This is a genomic window from Arthrobacter sp. zg-Y238 (assembly GCF_024385525.1).
Classification (GTDB): Bacteria; Actinomycetota; Actinomycetes; order Actinomycetales; family Micrococcaceae; genus Arthrobacter_B; species Arthrobacter_B jinronghuae.
Genome location: NZ_JANFLU010000010.1, coordinates 177760 through 196671 on the forward strand (window position 1 = coordinate 177760; position 18912 = coordinate 196671).

An 18912-nucleotide genomic window follows, 5' to 3' on the forward strand; every position below is an offset into this window, starting at 1 on the left:
GCTTCCTAGCCCCACAGCGCCAAAATGAGCGTCCGACCCGCAAGGGCCGGGCGCTCATTGCGTTAAGCGGCCAGCCCCCGGATGCATCAGGGGACAAACCGGTAGCCCATGCCGTGTTCGGTGAGCAGATGCTCCGGAGCAGCAGGGTCACGCTCCAGTTTCCGCCTCAGCTGTCCGATGTACAGCCGCAGATAGCCCGAGTCCGTGGTGCCGGGCCCCCAGACATTGGTCAGCAGCGCCTGCTGGGTGACCAGCATCCCCGGATGGGCGAGCAGTTCGGACAGGAACCGCCACTCGGTGGGCGTCAGGCGGATGTCCGAGCCGTCGTCGAGCCGGGCGATGCGCCGCGCGGCGAGGTCCACCCGCACCGTTCCGAACGTGATTTCGCTGGGTCCGGCAGCCGCGGGCGATCGGCGGGAAAGCGCCCGGATCCGGGCCAGCAGCTCCTCGGTGGAGAAGGGTTTGGTGACGTAGTCATCCGCCCCCAGATCCAGCGCCCGGACCTTGTCCGCCGGGTCGATCCGGCCCGAGACCACCAGGATGGGCACGGCACTCCAGCCGCGGACGGCCTCGATGACATCCATGCCGCTGAGCCCCGGCATGCCCAGGTCCAGCACCAACAGGTCCGGATGGGTGTCCACGGCCTTCCGGATTGCGGCACTGCCGCTTTCCGCTGTCACTACCTCATAGCCGTAGGCGCTCAGGGTGATCCGCAGCGCCCGGAGGATCTGCACGTCATCGTCGGCGATCAGGATCTTCATCCGGCCACCGCCGGGGAGTGTTGTCCACCCGCGGGGACGCGGTGCCTGGCGGCCGGCAGTGAGAGGACCATGGTCAGTCCGCCGCCGGGGGTGTCTTCGGTTTCCAGTGTTCCGCCCATTCCTTCCGTAAATCCCTTGGCCAGGGCCAGGCCCAGGCCGAGCCCGGTCGAGTTATCGATGTCCCCCAGCCGCTGGAAGGGCACAAAGATCTCACCCCGCCGCTGCTCCGGAACGCCCGGTCCCGAGTCTATGACGCGGATTTCCACCCGGCCGGCAAACTCGCTGACGGACAGCACGCATTTGACGCCGTCCGGGCTGAAGCGCACCGCATTGGCCAGCAGGTTGACCAGCACCCGCTGCAGCAGCACCGGATCCGCCAGGACCACGCGGGGAACCGTGGGGATCTCCAGTTCCACGTCCGCCGGGCCCAGTTCCAGCTCCTCGAGTGCGGGCAGCACCGCATCCACGACATTCAGCGGCTCCAGGCTCACGCCCACGACGCCGGCCTGCAGTCTGCTCACATCCAGCAGGCTGGTGACCAGGCCGGAAAGGGACGCCAGCGATTCCTCGGCGGTGGCAAGAAGTTCGCTGCGGTCCTGCTCGGACCAGGTGACGTCCGTGGCCCGCAGGCCGGTGACGGCCGCGGTCGCGGCGGTCAGCGGACGGCGCAGGTCGTGCCCGACGGCGGCCAGCAGCGCCGTGCGGACCTTGTCCGCCGCGGCCAGGGAGCCCAGTCCCCTGGCGGTTTCTGTCAGTTCCCGGTGTTCCAGTGCTGCCTCCATCTGCGCGGTGATGACCGCCAGCAGCCGCCGGTCAGACGCCGCCAGTTCGCGCCCCCACAGGTCCAGGAAGCACCGCTCCCCGACCGGCAGGCGGGTCAAGGCGGGGTCGTCGGGAGAGACGGAGGCCGGCCAGTCGCCGTCGGCATACAGGTCTTCACCCTCTGACCGGATACGTGCGGCGCTCACATTGAAGGCCTCGCGGGTGCGGCTCACCAGGGCACCCAGTGCGTCCTCCCCGCGCAGCACGCTGCCGGCGACGGACGCCAGCAGCTCGGATTCCGACGCCGAACGCCGGGCGGTGCGGGCGCGCCGGGCGGCGGCATCCACCACGTAACTGACGAGCATCGCGTTTACGACGTAGAGTCCCAGCGCAAGCATGTGCGACGGCGTGGCGACGGTAACGGTATAGAGCGGCTGGATGAAGAAGAAGTCCAGGGTCAGGCCCGAGAGCAGGGCGGCGAACAGCGCCGGCCAGATGCCGCCGACCAGGGCCACCAGGATGACCAGCAGCTGGTAGCTCAGCACGTCGCCGGTGATCGTTTCGGAACTTCGGGCCGTGACCAGCCCGGCCGTAAGCAGCGGGCCGCCCACCAGGGCGAAGGCGAAGCCCAGCAGGCGCCGGCGCACCGAGAGGGCGCTGCCGAAATGCGGGAGTACCAGGGTCCGGGCGGCGGCCGAATGCGAGACCATGTGCACGTCAATGTCGCCGGACTCACGGATGACCGTGGCGCCGATTCCCGGCCCGGACAGCAGGGCGGCGATCCGGGGGCGCCGGCTGACGCCCACCACCAGCTGGGTGGCATTGACGCTGCGGGCAAAGTCCACCAGTGCACGCGGAACGTCGTTGCCCACGACCTGGTGGAAGCTGCCGCCGAGCTTTTCCACCAGGAGCCGCTGTGCGGCCAGCTCTGCCGGTTCCGGCCCGCGCAGTCCGTCGGCTCCGGAGACGTGGACGGCCAGCAGCTTGCCGCCGGCGGACCGGGCAGCAATCCGTGCCCCGCGGCGCAGCAGGGTGCGCCCTTCGGGGCCGCCGGTGAGCGCCACCACCACCCGCTCCCGTGCCTCCCATTTGCTGCTGATGCCGTGCTCTTCGCGGTAGCGGTTCAGGGCCGAATCCACCTCGTCGGCCAGCCACAGCAGCGCCAGTTCGCGCAGCGCCGTCAGGTTTCCGAGGCGGAAATAGTTGGACAGGGCCGCGTCCACCCGTTCGGCGGTATAAATGACGCCGTCGGCCAGGCGGCCGCGCAGCGACTGCGGCGTGAGGTCCACCAGCTCCACCTGTTCGGCTCCGCGCAGGACGGCGTCCGGCACGGTTTCGGCCTGCAGGGTGCCGGTGATCTGCTCGATCACGTCGTTCAGGGAATCGATGTGCTGGATGTTCACGGTGGACAGGACGTTGATCCCGGCGTCGAGCAGGGCCTGCACGTCCTGCCACCGCTTCTCGTGCTGCAGCCCGGGCACGTTGGTATGGGCCAGTTCATCCACCAGCGCGTATTCAGGCGCCCGGGCCAGGACGGCAGGCAGGTCCATCTCCTGCAGTTCCAGCCCGCGGTGGCGCAGGACGGCGCGCGGGACGGTCTCCAGGCCTTCGGCCACGGCGGCCGTCCCGGCACGTCCATGCGTTTCAACCAGCGCGATGACGACGTCGGATCCCTCATCCCGGAGGCGGCGCCCCTCTTCGAGCATGGCGTAGGTTTTGCCTACGCCGGGTGCCGCCCCCAGAAAAACCCTCAGTTGTCCTCGCGTCATGGACTAAGTGTCCAGCTCCGCCAGCGAAATGTTCAAAAGCAACACGTTGACGGTACTGCTCCCGAGAACTCCGGCGAACGGTGCCTGCGTGGCCTCGTCCACCAGGGCCTGCACCTGCTCCGGATCCAGTCCGCGTTCGGCGGCCACCCGGTCTACCTGCATCCGGGCGTATTCCGGGCTGATGTGCGGATCCAGTCCGGATCCCGATGCCGTGACGGCATCGGCGGGGACATCTTCCGGAGCCACACCTTCCAGCTCCGCCACGGCGGCCCGGCGCTCCGTTACGGCGGCGGCCAGGTCCTCGCTCAGCGGGCCGAGGTTGGAACCGCTGGAGGCACCGCCGTCGTACCCGTCCCCCGCTGCGGAGGGCCGGGACTGGAACCACTCGGGCAGCGCCGCGCCGTCGGCGTCCGTGAACGGCTGGCCGATCAGCTCGGATCCCACTTCACTGCCGCCGCTGCTGACCATCGAACCGTTGGCCCGGCCGTGCAGAGCGGCCTGGCCGATCCCGGCCACTGCCAGCGGATATACGACGCCGAGCAGGAGCGTAAGCACCGCCAGGGCGCGGAGGGAGACGCCAAGCTGGCGCATGCTGCTGCGGACGGGGTTCATTTCCTGCTCCTAGTAAAGGGGATGGTGCGGATGATGGTTGCCATGTCAGAACCCCGGGACCAGGCTGATCAGCAGGTCAATGAGCTTGATGCCGATGAACGGCGCAATCACGCCGCCCACCCCGTAGATCAGCAGGTTGCGGCTGAGGATCGAGGAGGATCCGGCAGCCCGGTACTTCACGCCGCGCAGCGCCAGCGGAATCAGCGCCACGATGATCACCGCGTTGAAGATCACCGCGGAGAGGATGGCCGAGGCCGGAGAGTGGAGCTGCATCAGGTTCAGTGCGGCAAGGCCGGGGAAAATCCCCACGAACATCGCCGGGATGATGGCGAAATACTTGGCAATGTCGTTGGCGATCGAGAAGGTGGTCAGGGCGCCGCGGGTAATAAGCAGCTGTTTGCCGATCCCGACAATGTCAATCAGCTTGGTGGGGTCCGAGTCCAGGTCCACCATGTTGCCGGCTTCCTTGGCCGCGGACGTGCCGGTGTTCATGGCCACGCCGACGTCGGCCTGGGCCAGCGCCGGGGCGTCGTTGGTGCCGTCGCCCGTCATGGCCACCAGATGCCCGCCCGCCTGTTCGCGGCGGATCAGGGCCATCTTGTCCTCGGGGGTGGCTTCGGCCAGGAAGTCGTCCACGCCTGCCTCGGCGGCAATGGCCTTGGCGGTGTAAGGGTTGTCGCCGGTGATCATCACGGTCCGGATGCCCATGGCCCGCAGCTGCGTGAAGCGTTCCTTCAGGCCGTCCTTGACCACGTCCTTCAGGTGGATCACACCGAGCACCCGGGTGCCGCCGTCGGCGTCCCGAACGGCCACCAGCAGCGGAGTGCCGCCGCCGGTGGAGATCTTCTTGACCTGGTCCTCGACCGCGATGAGGACGTCGACGTCGATGCCGCCGGACTCCGCCGTCCAGTCCAGGATGGCGGCGGAGGCGCCCTTGCGGATCTTCGCCCCGTCGGGGAAGTCCATGCCGCTCATCCGCGTCTGGGCAGTGAAGGGAACACTGGTGGAGCCGGCCGGCGGTTCCGGGCGGCAGCCCTTCGCGGCGGCCAGGTCCACCACGGACTTGCCCTCCGGGGTGGGATCACCGAAGGAGGACAACACGGCGGCGTCGATCAGGTCGGTGCTGTCGGTGCCGTTGATCGGGATGAACCCGGCGGCCTGGCGGTTGCCGTACGTGATGGTGCCCGTCTTGTCGAGCAGCAGCGTGGTGACGTCACCGGCGGCCTCTACCGCTCGGCCGGACATGGCCAGGACGTTGCGCTGGACCAGGCGGTCCATGCCGGCAATGCCGATGGCCGAAAGCAACGCGCCGATGGTGGTGGGGATCAGACAGACCAGCAGGGCCACCAGGACGGGGATGCTGACCGTGGCGGAGGAGTAGCTTGCCAGCGGGTTCAGCGTCAGCACCACCACGATGAAGATGAGCGACAGCGTGGCCAGGAGGATGTTCAGGGCAATTTCGTTGGGCGTCTTCTGCCGCGCGGCGCCTTCAACGAGCCGGATCATCCGGTCTACGAAGGTTTCCCCGGGCTTGCTGGTGATCCGGACAATAATCCGGTCGGACAGGACCCGGGTACCGCCGGTAACCGCCGAGCGGTCGCCGCCGGATTCGCGGACGACCGGGGCGGATTCGCCGGTGATTGCCGACTCGTCCACGGACGCGATGCCGTCAATGATGTCGCCGTCGCCGGGGATGATCTGCCCGGCCTCGACCACCACTACGTCGTCCAGCCCAAGGTCGGCCGAGGGGACCTCCGAGATGGTTGCCCCGAGGCCGGCGGGATCGCGGCCGGAGTCGTAACCCTCCAGCCGGTAGGCGGTGGTGGTAGCCCGGCTGTTGCGCAGGCTGGCCGCCTGCGCCTTCCCGCGGCCCTCGGCCACGGCTTCAGCGAGGTTGGCAAAGATGACGGTGGCCCAGAGCCAGCCGGCAATCAGCCAGGAGAAAGCACCGGGGACGGGGGTGCCGCCGGAGTCCTGCGGGCCGCCGAGGAAGGGCTCGGCGACGGCGATCGCGGTGATCAGTACGGCACCCGCTTCGACGATAAACATCACCGGGGTGCGGACCATCAGCCGCGGGTCCAGTTTCCGGAAGGCTCCGGGCAGGGCGGCGGCCAGCGAGCCTGCGGTTATGCCACGGGCGGCGGGAGCCCCTTCCGAAGCCGCTTCGGACTCCAGGGGTTTGGTAAGTGTGGACATGGTTATTGCAGTCCTTCCGCCAGGGGACCCAGCGCGAGTACGGGAAAGAAGGTCAGTGCAGTCACGATCACGGTGACGCCGCACAGCAGCGTCACGGACTGCGGCCGGTGGGTGGGCAGGGTGCCGGCCGAAGCGGGGACCTTGCCCTGCTCGGCGAAGGCTCCGGCCAGGGCGACCACGAAGACCATCGGCAGGAAGCGGCCCACAAGCATGGCCACGCCGAGTGCGGTGTTCAGCCACGGGGTGTTGGCCGTGAGTCCGGCGAACGCGGAGCCGTTGTTATTGGCTGCCGACGTGAAGGCGTACAGGACCTCGCTGAAGCCGTGGAGTCCGGTGTTCAGGATGGAGGTGCCCTCGATGTCTGCCCGGATGCCGGGAACCGCGAAGCTCAGCGCCGTCCCGACCAGGACCAGGGTGGGCATGGTGAGGATGTAGAGGCTGGCGAGTTTGATTTCCCTCGGGCCGATTTTCTTGCCGAGGTACTCGGGAGTGCGTCCCACCAGGAGCCCGGCCACAAACGCGGTGATGATCGCCAGGATCAGCATGCCGTAGAGCCCGGACCCGACGCCGCCCGGCGCCACTTCGCCGAGCATCATGTTCAGCATTGCCATCATGCCGCCCAGCGGGCTGAAGCTGTCATGCATGGCGTTCACCGCACCGGTGGACGTCAGCGTGCTGGTGGAGCCAAAGAGCGTCGACGCGGCAATGCCGAACCGTTGTTCCTTGCCTTCCATGGAACCGGCTGCACCGTCCGCGGCACCGAATTCGAAAGCGGTCATGGCCGCCAGGGAAACCGTGAAGATGGAGGCCATGGCCGCCAGGATGGCGTAACCCTGCCTGCGGTCCCCCACCATGGTGCCGAACGTGCGCGGCAGGCTGAACGGGATGACGAGCATCAGGAAGATTTCCACCAGGTTGGTCCACCCGCTGGGGTTTTCAAACGGGTGCGCGGAGTTGGCATTGAAGAAGCCGCCGCCGTTGGTGCCCAGCAGCTTAATGGCTTCCTGGGAGGCCACCGGCCCGCCGGGGATCGTGGAGGTTCCGCCGAGAAGGTTGGTGACGGAGGTGAAGCCGTTGAAGTTCTGGATCACGCCGCCGAGGATCAGCACCACGGCGCCCAGGAAAGCCCCGGGCAGCAGCAGCCGCAGCACGCTGCGGGTCAAATCCACCCAAAAGTTGCCGATGGTGGACGAGTTGCGGCCGGCCAGGCCGCGGATCAGTGCCACGGCCACGGCCAGGCCCACAGCTGCGGACAGGAAGTTCTGCACCGCCAGGCCGGCCATCTGCACCGCGTAGCCCATGGTGACCTCGGGCGAGTAGGACTGCCAGTTGGTGTTGGCCACGAAGGAAGCCGCAGTGTTGAAGGACAGGGCCTCGGGCACCGCCGGAAGGCCGAGCGAGCCCGGCAGCAGGTGCTGGAGGCGCTGCAGCAGGTAAAGCAGGAGCATGCTGGCCCCGGAGAAAACCAGCACTCCGCGCAGGTAGCTCTGCCAGGCCTGGCCGGAGGAACCGTCCACTCCGATCAGGCGGTAGAAGCCGCGCTCCGCACGGAGGTGTTTCTCGGAGGAGTAGAGCCGGGCCATGTAGTCGCCGAGCGGCCGGTAGACCGCCGCGAGCAGGACCACCAGGCTGAGTACCTGTGCGGCCGTTACCCAGCCGCCCATCAGAACCGCTCCGGTCGGACAAGTGCCACCAGGAGATAGCCGACGGCCGCCACCCCGAGGCAGAGTGCAAGGACGTTGAAAACGATCACAGCTTTTCCACCGCCCCGGCCATCAGGACAAACGCAGCGAAAAGCCCTACGAAGCCCACTACAAATAAAACGTCAAGCACGGGAATTGCCCCCAGCCGTTGAGCGTGCCGCCGCTTTGGCAGCACGGGCACACCTTGTGCCGCATTCGATTAGATGCCCTGGCCCGGGCGTAAAAGGCCATCCTCACGGTTTCCTCACGCCGGCACTCCAAACCCTTACGGAATGCGCATGCAAACGGCCTATTGCGACGCCGGGACACCGAGGCGGGAAGAGGCCGGGCCGGCGCGGTATACACTGTAAACTGACAACCACCGAAGGAACTGCCGTGTCCAGGAACCACCCCCTCAGCCCCGCCGCGATAGCTGCGGCCGCAGTCCGGATAGCGGACGCGGACGGCTTGGATGCCGTTTCCATGCGCAGGGTTGCGGCGGAGTTCGGGGTTTCAGCAATGGCACTTTACCGCCATGTGGCGGACCGCAGCGCACTGCTGCTGCTGATGGCCGATGCCGCCACCAAGGACTACGCGCTCCTGCCTGCCCGGAACCTGTCGTGGCAGGAAACCCTGGGCCACCTGGCCGATGCCCAGTGGCGGGCCTTCACCGCCCACCCGTGGCTGCTGCGCATTGTGCTGACTCCGCGCCGGCTCGTGAACATGGCCACCCCGGCCGAGGTGGAGCTGGTGCTCTCCCGGCTGGTCTCGGCCGGCCTGACCGAGGACGAGGGCTTCGACTGCCTGCTGGGCATTTCCGCGGCCGTGATCGGCACTGCGTCCATCACGGCCGCTGCCCACTTCGGCCCCCCGGGGAAGGCAGACGGCCCCGGGCCGGACGGCCACCTCCGCTGGGCGCCGGACGCCGTCGCGCAGCACCCGCAGGCGGCCCGGTTCCAGGCCCGGGGCATCAGCTATTCGGGCTCGCGCCGCTCACTGGACTTCTTCGTCGCCAGTTTCATTGCCGGCGTCGAACAGGACCTCAACAAAGCTCCGGGCGGCCCTACCCGCCCGGTTTCATGGAAGGAAGAAAATGAAACTCAGCAATAAGACCGCCATCATCACCGGCGGGGCCGGCGGAATCGGCCAGGGCATTGTCCGCCGTTTCCTTGCCGAAGGCGCCAAAGTCGCTGTGGTGGACATCGACCAGGCCCAGGGCGACAAGCTGCTGGCCGATCTTGAGGGCAAGGGCGAGGTCATTTTCATCGCCAAGGACATTTCCAAGCCCGAGAACGCCGCTGCCATCGTTGCCGAAACCGTCGAGCGTTTCGGGGGCCTGGACATCCTGGTCAACAACGCGCACGCGTCCAAGCAGGCGCCCATCATGGAAACCACGCCGGAGATCTGGGACCTGTCCTTCAATACGGGCACCATGGCAACCTTCCACCTGATGCGTGCCGCATACCCGGAACTGAAGAAGACGCGGGGCAGCATCATCAACTTCGGCTCCGGCGCCGGCATCAAGGGCCTGCCGAACCAGGTGGCCTACGCCGCGGCAAAGGAAGCCATCCGCGCCATTTCCCGCACGGCCGCCAATGAATGGGCCGTGGACGGCATCCGCGTCAACGTGGTTTCCCCCGTCGCCCTGACCCCCGGCATCGTCCAGTGGAGCCAGGCCTTCCCGGAGGCCTACCAGGAAGTCGTCGACGGCGTTCCCCTGGGCCGCCTGGGCGATCCCGAAACGGACATTGCCCCCATCGTGGTGTTCCTCGCCAGCGAGGATTCGCAGTACCTGACCGGCCAGACCCTCATGGCCGACGGCGGAACCATCAAGCTGTACTAGCCGCCGGTCGGCGCCAGGATTGCCCAGCCTTTCGCCGGCAGGGCCAGCCGCCTGCCCGGAACGTCCAGCCCGCCCGCGCCGGCCAGGACGTCCCGGGCAGCTTCGGGCACCTGTACGGTGACCGACGTGTCCTCAAGGTTCATGGCCACGAACAGGGAGTGGGCGGCGTCGAACACCTCGTAGACCAGCTGCTCGTTGGCCAGCGAATGCACCCGCGTGCGGGCGGCATGCACCCAGTGGTGCCGGCGGCGCAGGCCGATCAGTTCCTGGTGCAGGTGGTACAGCGGCTGCCCCACGGCCGAAAGCTCCCCGGGGGAAGCCGGGAAGGACGGACGGATGTCGTCGTCCCCTCCGGCACGGTCCTCCTTGTCGCCCCGGTAGCCCTGCTCGTCGCCGTAGTACACCGTCGGGGTGCCCGGCAGGGTGAACAGCAGCACCAGTGCGTGTGCGAGCCGGCCCGACGGCGCCAGGCGGCTGGCGATACGGGTGACGTCATGGTTGCCGACAAAGGTCAACGGCACAAAGGTGTCCAGGAACGTGTTGTGCCGCTCCAGCGCCGCGGACAGTTCGTAGAAGTTCGCTTCCGCCAGCGAACTCCAGACGGCCTTCCACAGTTCGTACTGGGTCACCGAATCCAGGTGCCCGGCGCGTACCTCCGCCGGGTAGTCCCCGTGGATGTACTCCCCCACGAAGTAGGCGTCGGGGAACTCCGTGCGGACGTCATCCAGCACGGGCGCCCAGAACGACGACGGCACGGCGTAAGCAGCGTCCAGCCGCCAGCCGTCGGCACCTCGGCGCAGCCAGTGCTTCATCACGTCGGCCACGAAGTCCGCCACCGCCGGCTCGGCATGGTTCAGGGCCGCCAGGTGGTGATGGCCCTCGAAGTCTCGATACCCGGGCTCCGTGCCCGGCGTCCAGCCGTCCGGCCAGATGAAGCTGAACCAGTCCGCCGTCGTCGCCCCCGGGCCCTGCTCGAGCGCCTGGCGGAAGGGGGCGAAGGAGCGGCCGGTGTGGTTGAAGACGCCGTCAAGGAGCACCCTGATCCCGCGTGCGTGCGCCTGGGCCACCAGTTCGTCGAAGTCGGCATCGTCGCCGAGCCGGGAATCGATCCGGTAATAGTCGGTGGTGTCGTACCCGTGGGTTTCGGAGGCAAACACGGGCCCGAGGGCAAGCCCGGAGGCCCCCATCTCCACGAGGTAATCGAGCCAAGGGACCAGCTGCGCCAGCCCGTGCCGCGCCGGGGCCTGCTCCGGGAGCGCAGACTTTTCCGCTCCGGCAAAGCCCAGCGGATAGACCTGCCACCACACCACGTGCTCCACCCAGTCCGGCGTCGTCATGCGTTTAGTTCCCTTCGCGTGGTGGAGTAATGCCTCTTACAGTCTGCCATCAGCACGCTTACCTTCGGGAATTTCCTCCCGGCTCGCGGCGCTTAAAACAGGAGAACCAACCGGACAAGAGAAGGACACCATGGCCTCAACAGCCGATTCCAAGCCCGAGCTTTCCACCCAGCAGCGCGTCATTGACTACGTCCGCCGCTACGGCAGGGTCCAGCCGCAGGACATCGCGGAGGAGTTTGACCTGGGCGGGGTTGAAACCCTCAACGTGCTGACCGCCCTCGAAGAGATGGGTGCGCTCCGGCTGGTCTCCGGCGGCGACGGCGTTGCCGCCGTCCCCACCGGCCAGTCCCTGTGTGATCCCTACACCGGCACCTGCATCTAGCCCTAGAGCATGCTGTCCGGAACGGAGGGGAAGTCCTTCGCTTCGTAGAGCTTGGCAACGGCGCTCATGTAGTCGGTCCACTGGGCACCGGCAATGGCGGATCCGTCCACGTAGGAGCGGGTGACGCCGTTGATCTCCTGGTTGTTCAGGGAGGAGTAGGAGTTCCAGTTCCCCACCCAGGACGCCGTGGCAATGCCGGTGGTGTAGCCGACGGTCCAGGTCTGCTCGGACATGTCGGTGGTGCCGGTCTTGGCCGCGGCCGGTACGCCGATGGGGTGGATGCTGCCCGGTGACCCCTCGACCAGTTTCTGCAGCGGCTGCGTCACGGCGGCGGCCACATCCGCACTGATGGCGCGGGTGCATTCGCCTGAGTCGACGTCGTAGGCGTTGCCGGAACCGTCGGTCACCTCGGTGAGGGCGGTGGGCTTGCAGTACTCGCCGCCGCTGGCGAAGGTGGCGTAGGCCGAAGCGATGGTCAGCGGGGAGACTTCCTGTCCGCCGAGGACAAAGGAGGGACTGGTGACTTCCAGGGGTTCCCCGTCCACTGCACGGTGGACACCCATGCTGGTGGCGGTATCCCGGATGTCGCACAGGTCGAGCTGGGCTGCCTGCGCCACCGTGGCGGTGTTGACGGACTGCCGCAGGCCCTCCGCAACGGTCATCTTCTTCTCAAAGCCCTCGGAGGCGTTCTTGAATTTCCATTCGTCGAACTCCGCATTCGGGCCGAGGCAGCTGGCCTTCCAGTCGAAGCCTGCCGGGTAGGACGTGCGCGTGGCGTCGATGGTGTCGTTGAGTCCGTGGCCGGCCGCCAGCCAGGCCGCGGTGGTGAAGGGCTTCATGGTGGAGCCGGGCTGGAAACCGTAGGGGGTGCCGCCCATGTCCGCGTCCACGTTGAAGTTGAGCTGGGTCTTACCGTTGCCAAGCTCCGGCGTGTACTCGGTGTTCTGGGCCATGGCAAGGATCTTGCCCGTACCCGGTTCCACGGAAACTATGGCAGAGCCGGCCCCGGAGGGATCCCCCACCGGAACCTGGGCTTCGATCTGCTTCTGTGCCTGCGACTGCAGCCTCGAGTCCAGGGTGGTCCTGATGGTCAGCCCGCCCCGTGCCAGGAGCTTGGCGCGCTCTTTGACGTCGGCGCCGAAGGCTTCCGACTGCAGGATGGTTTGTTCCACATAGCTGCAGAAGTACTGGGCCATCTCGGCTCCCGTGCATCCGGAGGTCACCGTCTGCGGGTTCAGGTCCAGTCCGCTTGCCACCGCTTCGTCATACTCGGCCTGGCTGATCTTGTCGTTTTTCAGCATGGCCGCAAGCACGGTGTCCCGGCGTGCCTGCGTCCCCTCGGGGTTGGTAAACGGGTTGTAATGGCTGGGCGACTGCACCATGCCGGCCAGCATGGCCGACTGTGCCGGATTGAGCTCCGAGGCGGAGATGCCGAAGTAGCTCTGAGCCGCAGCCTCCACACCGTAGGTCTGTCCCCCGAAGAGCACGATATTGAGGTAGCCCTCGAGGATCTCCTCCTTCGAGTACTCCTTTTCCACGGCGACGGCGAGCTTGGCTTCCCGGAGCTTGTCCCCCATGTCCTTGGTACCGCTGAGCGTAAGGTCGCTGCCGCCCTTGCCGGAGGCGATGTCACGGCTGATCAGCACGTTGTTCACGTACTGCATGGTCAGGGTCGAGGCGCCCTGCGTATTCGAGCCCGAGGCGTTGGAGGCCACGGCACGGGCAATCCCCATGAAGTCAATGCCGTTGTGCTCGTAGAAGCGCGCGTCCTCGATGGAGACTATGGCGTCCTGCATGCTCTGCGACATCTCGTCCAGCTCCACCGGAACCCGGTTCTGGGCATAGAAGGTGGCCAGCAGCACACCGTCGGCGCTGTAGATCTTCGATCCCTCGTCCAGGGGGCCGGTTTCCAGCTCGTCGGGCAGCTGGTCCAGCACTCCGACGGCCATGTCCGTGCCCGTGGCTGCGACTGCCGTCATGGGGATCAGGGTGCTGGCGGCCAACACGCCGGCCAGCAGGCTTACGAGGAGGAACGCGACTAACCGTCCGGGCACGGAAAGTCTCTCGAGGAATGAGGATTTGGGGGGACGCATCCCTACAAGTTATCGAGTTTGTCTGTGAAGGGTCTTGACCGAATGAGTCACATCGGGTAAAGGCGGGTGGATCCGGCGTCCCCGAAGCGGGCCGGAATCCCGCTCCAGCACTGGGATCGGGCCGGTGCCGCTCCGCGCTCCGGGCAACCCGCACCGGGGCCGACCCGGAAGCCCTGCGAGAACAAGATCACAGCAAACCCGCACTTCGCGCAGTGCAAAAGGAGGGGCCGCAGGTCGCTGGTGCGACTTACGGCCCCTCCTTTGGTGTGCTGGCTAAAGCCTCACAGCTGCGGCGACTTAGGCGTCAACGACAATCGCGGTGATCGCCGGCGTGCGGTTGTAGAAGCGGCGCATCCAGTTGGCGACGGCGCGCTCGATGACGTCTTCGAGGTCCTCGCTCTTCGGTCCGCGGCGGCTGCCCGCGGCGGCGTTGGCCAGGGCCTTCTCCACGGCTTCCTCCGCCTTGCGCAGGTCCTCGGGCTTGCAGGTGAAGCCCTTGGTGAAGAACTCGGCGGGCTCGGCGATCGTGCCGGTGTCGGCGTCGACCAGGGCCAGGACGGTGACGGCGCCTTCCTCGGCCAGCTGCATGCGTTCCTTCAGGGTCTCCTCGGTGGTATGGCCGACGCTGTCGCCGTCCACGAAGACCAGGTCCACCTGGTGCTTGCCGGAAATCGTGGCACGGCCGCGGCGCAGGTCGACGGTCATGCCGTTTTCCGCGATGACCACGTCGCGGGGATCCATTCCGGTCGCCTCTGCGATGGCTCCGTTGGCCTTGAGGTGGCGCCATTCGCCGTGCACCGGCATCACGTTGCGCGGCTTGACGATGTTGTAGCAGTAGGCGAGTTCGCCGGCACTGGCGTGGCCGGAGACGTGCACCTTGGCATTGCCCTTGTGCACCACATTGGCGCCGATCTTGGTCAGGTTGTTGATGATGCCGTAGATGGCGTTCTCGTTACCCGGGATCAGCGAACTGGCCATCAACACCGTGTCACCCTCGTGGATGCGGATCTGGTGGTCCTTGTTGGCCATGCGGGACAGGGCAGCCATGGGCTCGCCCTGCGAACCGGTGCAGATCAGCACCACCTTGTGGTCATCGGTGCGCTGCAGCGACTTGAAGTCCACCAGGATGCCCTTGGGGATGTTCAGGTAGCCCAGTTCCTCGGCGATGGTCATGTTGCGGATCATCGAGCGGCCCACGAAGGAGACCTTGCGGTTGTAGCGCGATGCCGCGTCGATGACCTGCTGGATGCGGTGGATGTGGCTGGCGAAGCTGGAAACGATGATCCGGCGCGGGGCGGTGCGGAACACGGTGTCGATGGCCGGGGCCAGTTCCTTCTCCGAAGCCATGAAGCCGGGGACCTCGGCATTGGTGGAGTCGGTCAAGAACAGGTCCACGCCCTCCACGCCCAGCCGGGCGAAGCCGGTGAGGTCGGTGATGCGGCGGTCCAGCGGGAACTGGTCCATCTTGAAGTCGCCGGTGTGCAGCGCCATGCCGGCCGCCGTGCGGATGGCGATGGCCAGGCCGTCGGGGATGGAGTGGTTCACGGCGAGGAACTCAAGGTCGAAGCCGCCGATGGTGCGGCGGTCGCCTTCCTTGACCTGGATCAGCTTGGGCTTGATCCGGTGTTCCTTCAGCTTGGCCTCGATGAACGCCAGGGTCAGCTTGGAGCCGACAATGGGGATGTCGGAGCGCTCACGAAGCAGGTACGGCACGCCGCCGATGTGGTCTTCGTGGCCGTGCGTCAGGACCACGGCGACGACGTCGTTCAGGCGGTCGCGGATGGCGGTGAAGTCCGGCAGGATCAGGTTTACGCCCGGGTGTTCTTCTTCGGGGAAGAGCACGCCGCAGTCGACGATCAGCAGCTTGCCGTCGAATTCGAAAACGGTCATGTTCCTGCCGATTTCGCCAAGGCCGCCGAGGTTCATGACACGCATGGTTCCCTTGGCGAGTTCCCGGGGGGCTTTCAGGACGGCAGGTGTTCTATTCACGGATGAGGGTTCTTTCGTTGGGGAGCGGATTGCAGGGTGGAACGGCAGCCGTACGGCGGCATTCCGGAAGTCTGTGGTGCGGCCAGAACAGGGCCGACAGCTGTTGTGCTTCTTTCATTCTATTGACTTTTCCGGCGCGCCGGGGACACCCGGCTCTCCCGGAGAGTCTCGGGCGGTTCCGGAGGGTGTTCGGCGGCCTGATTCCTTCGGTGCGGAAACGGCTCAGCCCCGTTGCAGGGCGTTCTTCTGCGACTTGTTGATCCCGGTGCTGCGGCCGCAGTTGGAGCAGGTAAAGGCGTAGCGGCGGCTGGTGGTGAGGACGGGGATGAAGAAAAGCGTCAACCGGTTGGCGCGCTCTTCCACATACTGCTCTGCGTAGACGCCGCAGTACTGGCAGGTGGCCGGCCGCGAAAAGAGTGATGAGAGCACGGTCTTGAATCCAATGAGCACGAACATCAGACCACTCTACGTCGGGCAGGCGGGCCGGGGCATGCGGACACGCGGCTTTTACTAAGGTTGCTTACCAACCGGGGTGTTGGATATCTTTCGGGCATGGAACGCCGCCTCCCCCAACTGGAGTACCTGCTGCCGCTGAAGTGGGCAGAGGACACCGGCCTGAACGAGCTGGTGGAATATCTGGAACTGCTGAGCAGGCACGTGCGGGTCCTGGTGGTGGACGGTTCCGGCGACGAGTTGTACTCCCGCCACGAGCGGGCCTTTCCTGCCGGGGTGCTCCACTGCCGGCCCAAGCACCCCGAGTGCCGGAACGGCAAAGTCGACGGCGTCCTCACCGGCGTCGACCTGGCCGAGGGGCAGCAGCTCATCATTGCCGACGACGACGTCCGCTACACGCCGCAGCAGCTGGAGCGGATCTGCGCACTATTGGAGGCGGCCGACGTCGTGCGTCCACAGAACTACTTTTCCTCGTCCTCTCCCCTGCCGTGGCATGCCCGGTGGGATACCGGCCGCATCCTCCTGAACCGTGCGTTCGGTGCCGACTACCCGGGAACGCTCGCGGTGCGGACCGAGGTCCTTCGGCAGGCCGGCGGCTACAGCGGGGACGTGTTGTTCGAGAACCTCGAACTGTTGCGTACCGTCCGGGCGGCCGGCGGTCTGGAGGTGCGTGCCGATGACCTGTTTGTTGCCCGGCTCCCCTCCTCCACAGCGCTCTTCTTCCGGCAGCGCGTGCGTCAGGCCTACGACGATTTTGCCCAGCCGCTGCGGCTGGCTGCCGAGCTGTCGCTGCTTCCGGTGCTGTGCTGGAGTGCCCGGAAGCCTCTGCGCCTGGCGGCACTGGCCGTCTCCGCCACCGCAGCCGCGGAATACGGGCGACGTCGCGACGGCGGGTGGCAGGTGTTCGGCCCGGCGTCGGCGCTGTGGGCTCCACTGTGGCTGGTTGAGCGGGCCTTGTGTGTCTGGCTGGCCGTGTATTGGCGGCTGCGGGGCGGCATTCCCTACTCAGGTGCGCGGCTGAGGACGGCTGCGCACTCGGTGCGCCGGATCCGGGAGCTTCGGGGGTTGGGTTAGGGGCTCTTCGGGGGCTGTCGGGCGGGAGTCCGCCTGCGAGCGCCGAAGGTCGGGGTAAGCCGGGAGGGTCTTCGTCTTGCGAGCGCTCAACTCCAGGGTGAGTCGGGAGCCCGCCTGCGAGTGCTGAACTCCGGGGCCTAACCTCAGGACAGGTTTCCGCCTATGAGCCCCCACCGGGGGGCGGCACCCACCCCCGGCACGAGCAATCAATCAGCCAGCCAGGCATTTGACCCCGGTTAGCGGACCGCAAAGACAGGTAGTAGTTCAGGTATTCCCCTCCTTCTCCTTGCCGCTTACCGTCGATAGACTCGAACACATGTTCGAATATCGTCCGGCGGAACACCACTTTAGAGCTGACCCCTCCCGTGTCAGCAGCGCCTCAGTGAACGCATGGGTGGGCGTTTTGAGTGAGGATGGCGACGCTGAGCATGCCCCAGAGCCGGACACAGAGCTGATCGACCGGATTCGTGCCCTGGAAGAGCTGAAGGCAGCAGCATCGGCAGCGCAGGCCCGGGCCGCCGCGGCGTTTGACGCCTCCCAGCGCCGGAAGCAGGCGTTGGAGGGAGTACCTAGGGACAAGCAGGGATGGGGCGTTGCTTCGCAGATGGCTTTGGCCCGGAGGGAATCGGCGAACCGCGGCGGGCGCCTGCTGGGGTTCGCCAAGGCCCTTACACAGGACATGCCCTGCACCCTTTACGCCCTGAGCCACGGAAAGATCAGCGAATGGCGGGCCACACTGCTGGTGCGTGAAACCGCGTGCCTAAGCAGAGAAGATCGGCAGCGCGTGGATGCGGAAGTGGCCGGGGATCCGGAGCTGCTGGAAACCCTGGGAGATCGGCAGCTGATTTCCCGCACCAGGGGTGCCTCTTACCGGCTGGACCCGCAGGCTGCCGTGAACCGGGCGGCCAAGGCTGCATCCGAACGTTTCGTTTCCTGCCGTCCCGCGCCGGACACCATGACGTATCTGACGGGACTTCTGCCGGTCGCCCAGGGTGTAGGCGTTTACGCTGCCCTCTCCCGTGAGGCAGATCGGCTGACTGCCGCCGGGGACGGGCGTACCCGCGGCCAGATCATGGCGGACACACTTGTAGGCCGAATCACCGGTCAGACACAGGCGGACGCCATGAAGGTGGAGGTCCAGCTGGTGATGACGGACCGGACACTGCTGGCCGGAGAATCAGAACCGGCTTTCGTTCCTGGCTATGGTCCGGTTCCGGCGCAATGGGCCAGGGATCTGGTCCGCAACCGGGATGGGGCCAAGGCCGTTCGCGATGACCGTAACCGCAAGGGCAAGGGCGAGAGCCGGTTCAGGGAGAACGCCGGTCGTGACGTCGATGGCACCGGCGACGCCCCGCCCGGCGGCACGAACAGGGGCCGTCCTCGGGATCGGAGCGACAGACCCGCCAAGGATGTCCAGACCTTCATCCGCAGGCTGTACACGGCTCCGGAAACCGGCGAGCTGGTCGCTATGGACGCCCGGGCACGCTTGTTCCCCACCTCCCTGGCCCGGTTCATCGCTGCACGGGACGCCACCTGCCGGATGCCGTGGTGTGGTGCTCCAATCCGAGCGTTCGACCATGTCCGGCGGCACAGCGACGGAGGTCCCACCAGCCTCGTGAACGGACAAGGACTCTGCGAAGCGTGCAACCACGCCAAGGAAGCGCCGGGCTGGTCTGCAAAGGTAATCAAACCTCCCGGCGCAACATCTGCAACCGGTGCAGAAACCGGCGCGGCGGGCGTGGCCGGGCAAGGCTCACCCGCACTACCCGCCCACACGGTGGAGACCTCCACCCCAACCGGACACACATATCGTTCCACTGCGCCGCCATTGGCAGGTGCTCCTGTTGAGGCGGGCCTCTCTGCCGTCGAAAGGATAGTGGTGGATCTGATCCGGGCTGCATAGCCGGGCGGCGTCGTCGGACAGCGAGCGCTCGCCGGCAGTCCCCGTCAGTCCCGGTC

15 protein-coding genes are annotated in these 18912 nt (G+C 66.8%); 5 read left to right on the forward strand and 10 right to left on the reverse strand.

Annotation, left to right across the window (positions count from 1 at the left end):
• Nucleotides 1–86: 86 nt before the first annotated feature.
• From NNX38_RS09710 to NNX38_RS09735, 6 genes are read right to left on the reverse strand one after another with little or no spacing between them, the layout of a single operon-like run.
• Nucleotides 87–761 (reverse strand): response regulator, encoded by a 675-nt coding sequence (locus NNX38_RS09710; protein ID WP_255797798.1) that lies wholly within the window; start codon nucleotides 759–761, stop codon nucleotides 87–89.
• A complete protein-coding gene (locus tag NNX38_RS09715; protein WP_255797799.1) occupies nucleotides 758–3292 on the reverse strand; it encodes an ATP-binding protein in 2535 nt (844 codons plus the stop codon). Before NNX38_RS09715 ends, NNX38_RS09710 begins: the two co-directional genes overlap by 4 nt.
• A 3-nt stretch (nucleotides 3293–3295) precedes the next feature.
• Nucleotides 3296–3904: a potassium-transporting ATPase subunit KdpC gene (kdpC, locus tag NNX38_RS09720; protein WP_255797800.1), complete on the reverse strand. Its 609-nt coding sequence runs from the start codon at nucleotides 3902–3904 to the stop codon at nucleotides 3296–3298.
• 45 nt (nucleotides 3905–3949) lie between these two features.
• Nucleotides 3950–6100: a potassium-transporting ATPase subunit KdpB gene (kdpB, locus tag NNX38_RS09725; protein ID WP_255797801.1), complete on the reverse strand. Its 2151-nt coding sequence runs from the start codon at nucleotides 6098–6100 to the stop codon at nucleotides 3950–3952.
• A gap of 2 nt (nucleotides 6101–6102) precedes the next feature.
• Entirely contained in the window at nucleotides 6103–7764 is a 1662-nt protein-coding gene (gene kdpA, locus NNX38_RS09730; protein WP_255797802.1) for a potassium-transporting ATPase subunit KdpA, read from the reverse strand.
• Nucleotides 7764–7853, reverse strand: coding sequence for a potassium-transporting ATPase subunit F (locus NNX38_RS09735; RefSeq protein ID WP_227921892.1), 90 nt, complete (start codon nucleotides 7851–7853; stop codon nucleotides 7764–7766). The genes kdpA and NNX38_RS09735 overlap by 1 nt, the downstream gene beginning before the upstream one ends.
• 325 nt (nucleotides 7854–8178) lie before the next feature.
• Here NNX38_RS09735 and NNX38_RS09740 point away from each other — a divergent pair, with 325 nt between their 5' ends.
• Both NNX38_RS09740 and NNX38_RS09745 read left to right on the forward strand, forming a co-directional pair.
• Entirely contained in the window at nucleotides 8179–8892 is a 714-nt protein-coding gene (locus NNX38_RS09740; protein WP_255797803.1) for a TetR/AcrR family transcriptional regulator, read from the forward strand.
• Nucleotides 8876–9625 carry an SDR family NAD(P)-dependent oxidoreductase gene (locus NNX38_RS09745; protein ID WP_255797804.1) on the forward strand — a complete coding sequence of 250 codons (750 nt, stop codon included), beginning with the start codon at nucleotides 8876–8878 and terminating at the stop codon, nucleotides 9623–9625. The genes NNX38_RS09740 and NNX38_RS09745 overlap by 17 nt, the downstream gene beginning before the upstream one ends.
• Here the strand turns inward: NNX38_RS09745 and NNX38_RS09750 are convergent.
• Entirely contained in the window at nucleotides 9622–10962 is a 1341-nt protein-coding gene (locus NNX38_RS09750; RefSeq protein ID WP_255797805.1) for an alpha-amylase family glycosyl hydrolase, read from the reverse strand. The two genes, NNX38_RS09745 and NNX38_RS09750, sit on opposite strands and share 4 nt — an antisense overlap.
• Before the next feature lie 130 nt (nucleotides 10963–11092).
• Here NNX38_RS09750 and NNX38_RS09755 point away from each other — a divergent pair, with 130 nt between their 5' ends.
• Nucleotides 11093–11344, forward strand: coding sequence for a hypothetical protein (locus tag NNX38_RS09755; RefSeq protein ID WP_255797806.1), 252 nt, complete (start codon nucleotides 11093–11095; stop codon nucleotides 11342–11344).
• A gap of 2 nt (nucleotides 11345–11346) precedes the next feature.
• Here the strand turns inward: NNX38_RS09755 and NNX38_RS09760 are convergent, their stop codons facing one another.
• The 3 genes from NNX38_RS09760 to NNX38_RS09770 all read right to left on the reverse strand — a co-directional run bounded on the left by NNX38_RS09760 (nucleotide 11347) and on the right by NNX38_RS09770 (nucleotide 15882).
• On the reverse strand, nucleotides 11347–13398 hold the full coding sequence (locus NNX38_RS09760; protein WP_255797807.1) for a transglycosylase domain-containing protein: 2052 nt from the start codon (nucleotides 13396–13398) through the stop codon (nucleotides 11347–11349).
• 336 nt (nucleotides 13399–13734) lie between these two features.
• Entirely contained in the window at nucleotides 13735–15372 is a 1638-nt protein-coding gene (locus tag NNX38_RS09765; protein WP_255798162.1) for a ribonuclease J, read from the reverse strand.
• Nucleotides 15373–15648: 276 nt separating this feature from the next.
• Entirely contained in the window at nucleotides 15649–15882 is a 234-nt protein-coding gene (locus NNX38_RS09770) for a zinc-ribbon domain-containing protein (RefSeq protein WP_229952025.1), read from the reverse strand.
• 96 nt (nucleotides 15883–15978) lie between these two features.
• Here NNX38_RS09770 and NNX38_RS09775 point away from each other — a divergent pair, with 96 nt between their 5' ends.
• Together NNX38_RS09775 and NNX38_RS09780 are read left to right on the forward strand one after the other, a co-directional pair.
• Nucleotides 15979–16953 (forward strand): glycosyltransferase family 2 protein, encoded by a 975-nt coding sequence (locus NNX38_RS09775; protein WP_255797808.1) that lies wholly within the window; start codon nucleotides 15979–15981, stop codon nucleotides 16951–16953.
• A gap of 316 nt (nucleotides 16954–17269) precedes the next feature.
• Nucleotides 17270–18856, forward strand: a complete 1587-nt coding sequence (locus NNX38_RS09780) for an HNH endonuclease signature motif containing protein (protein ID WP_255797809.1) — start codon at nucleotides 17270–17272, stop codon at nucleotides 18854–18856.
• The last annotated feature ends 56 nt before the right edge of the window (nucleotides 18857–18912 follow it).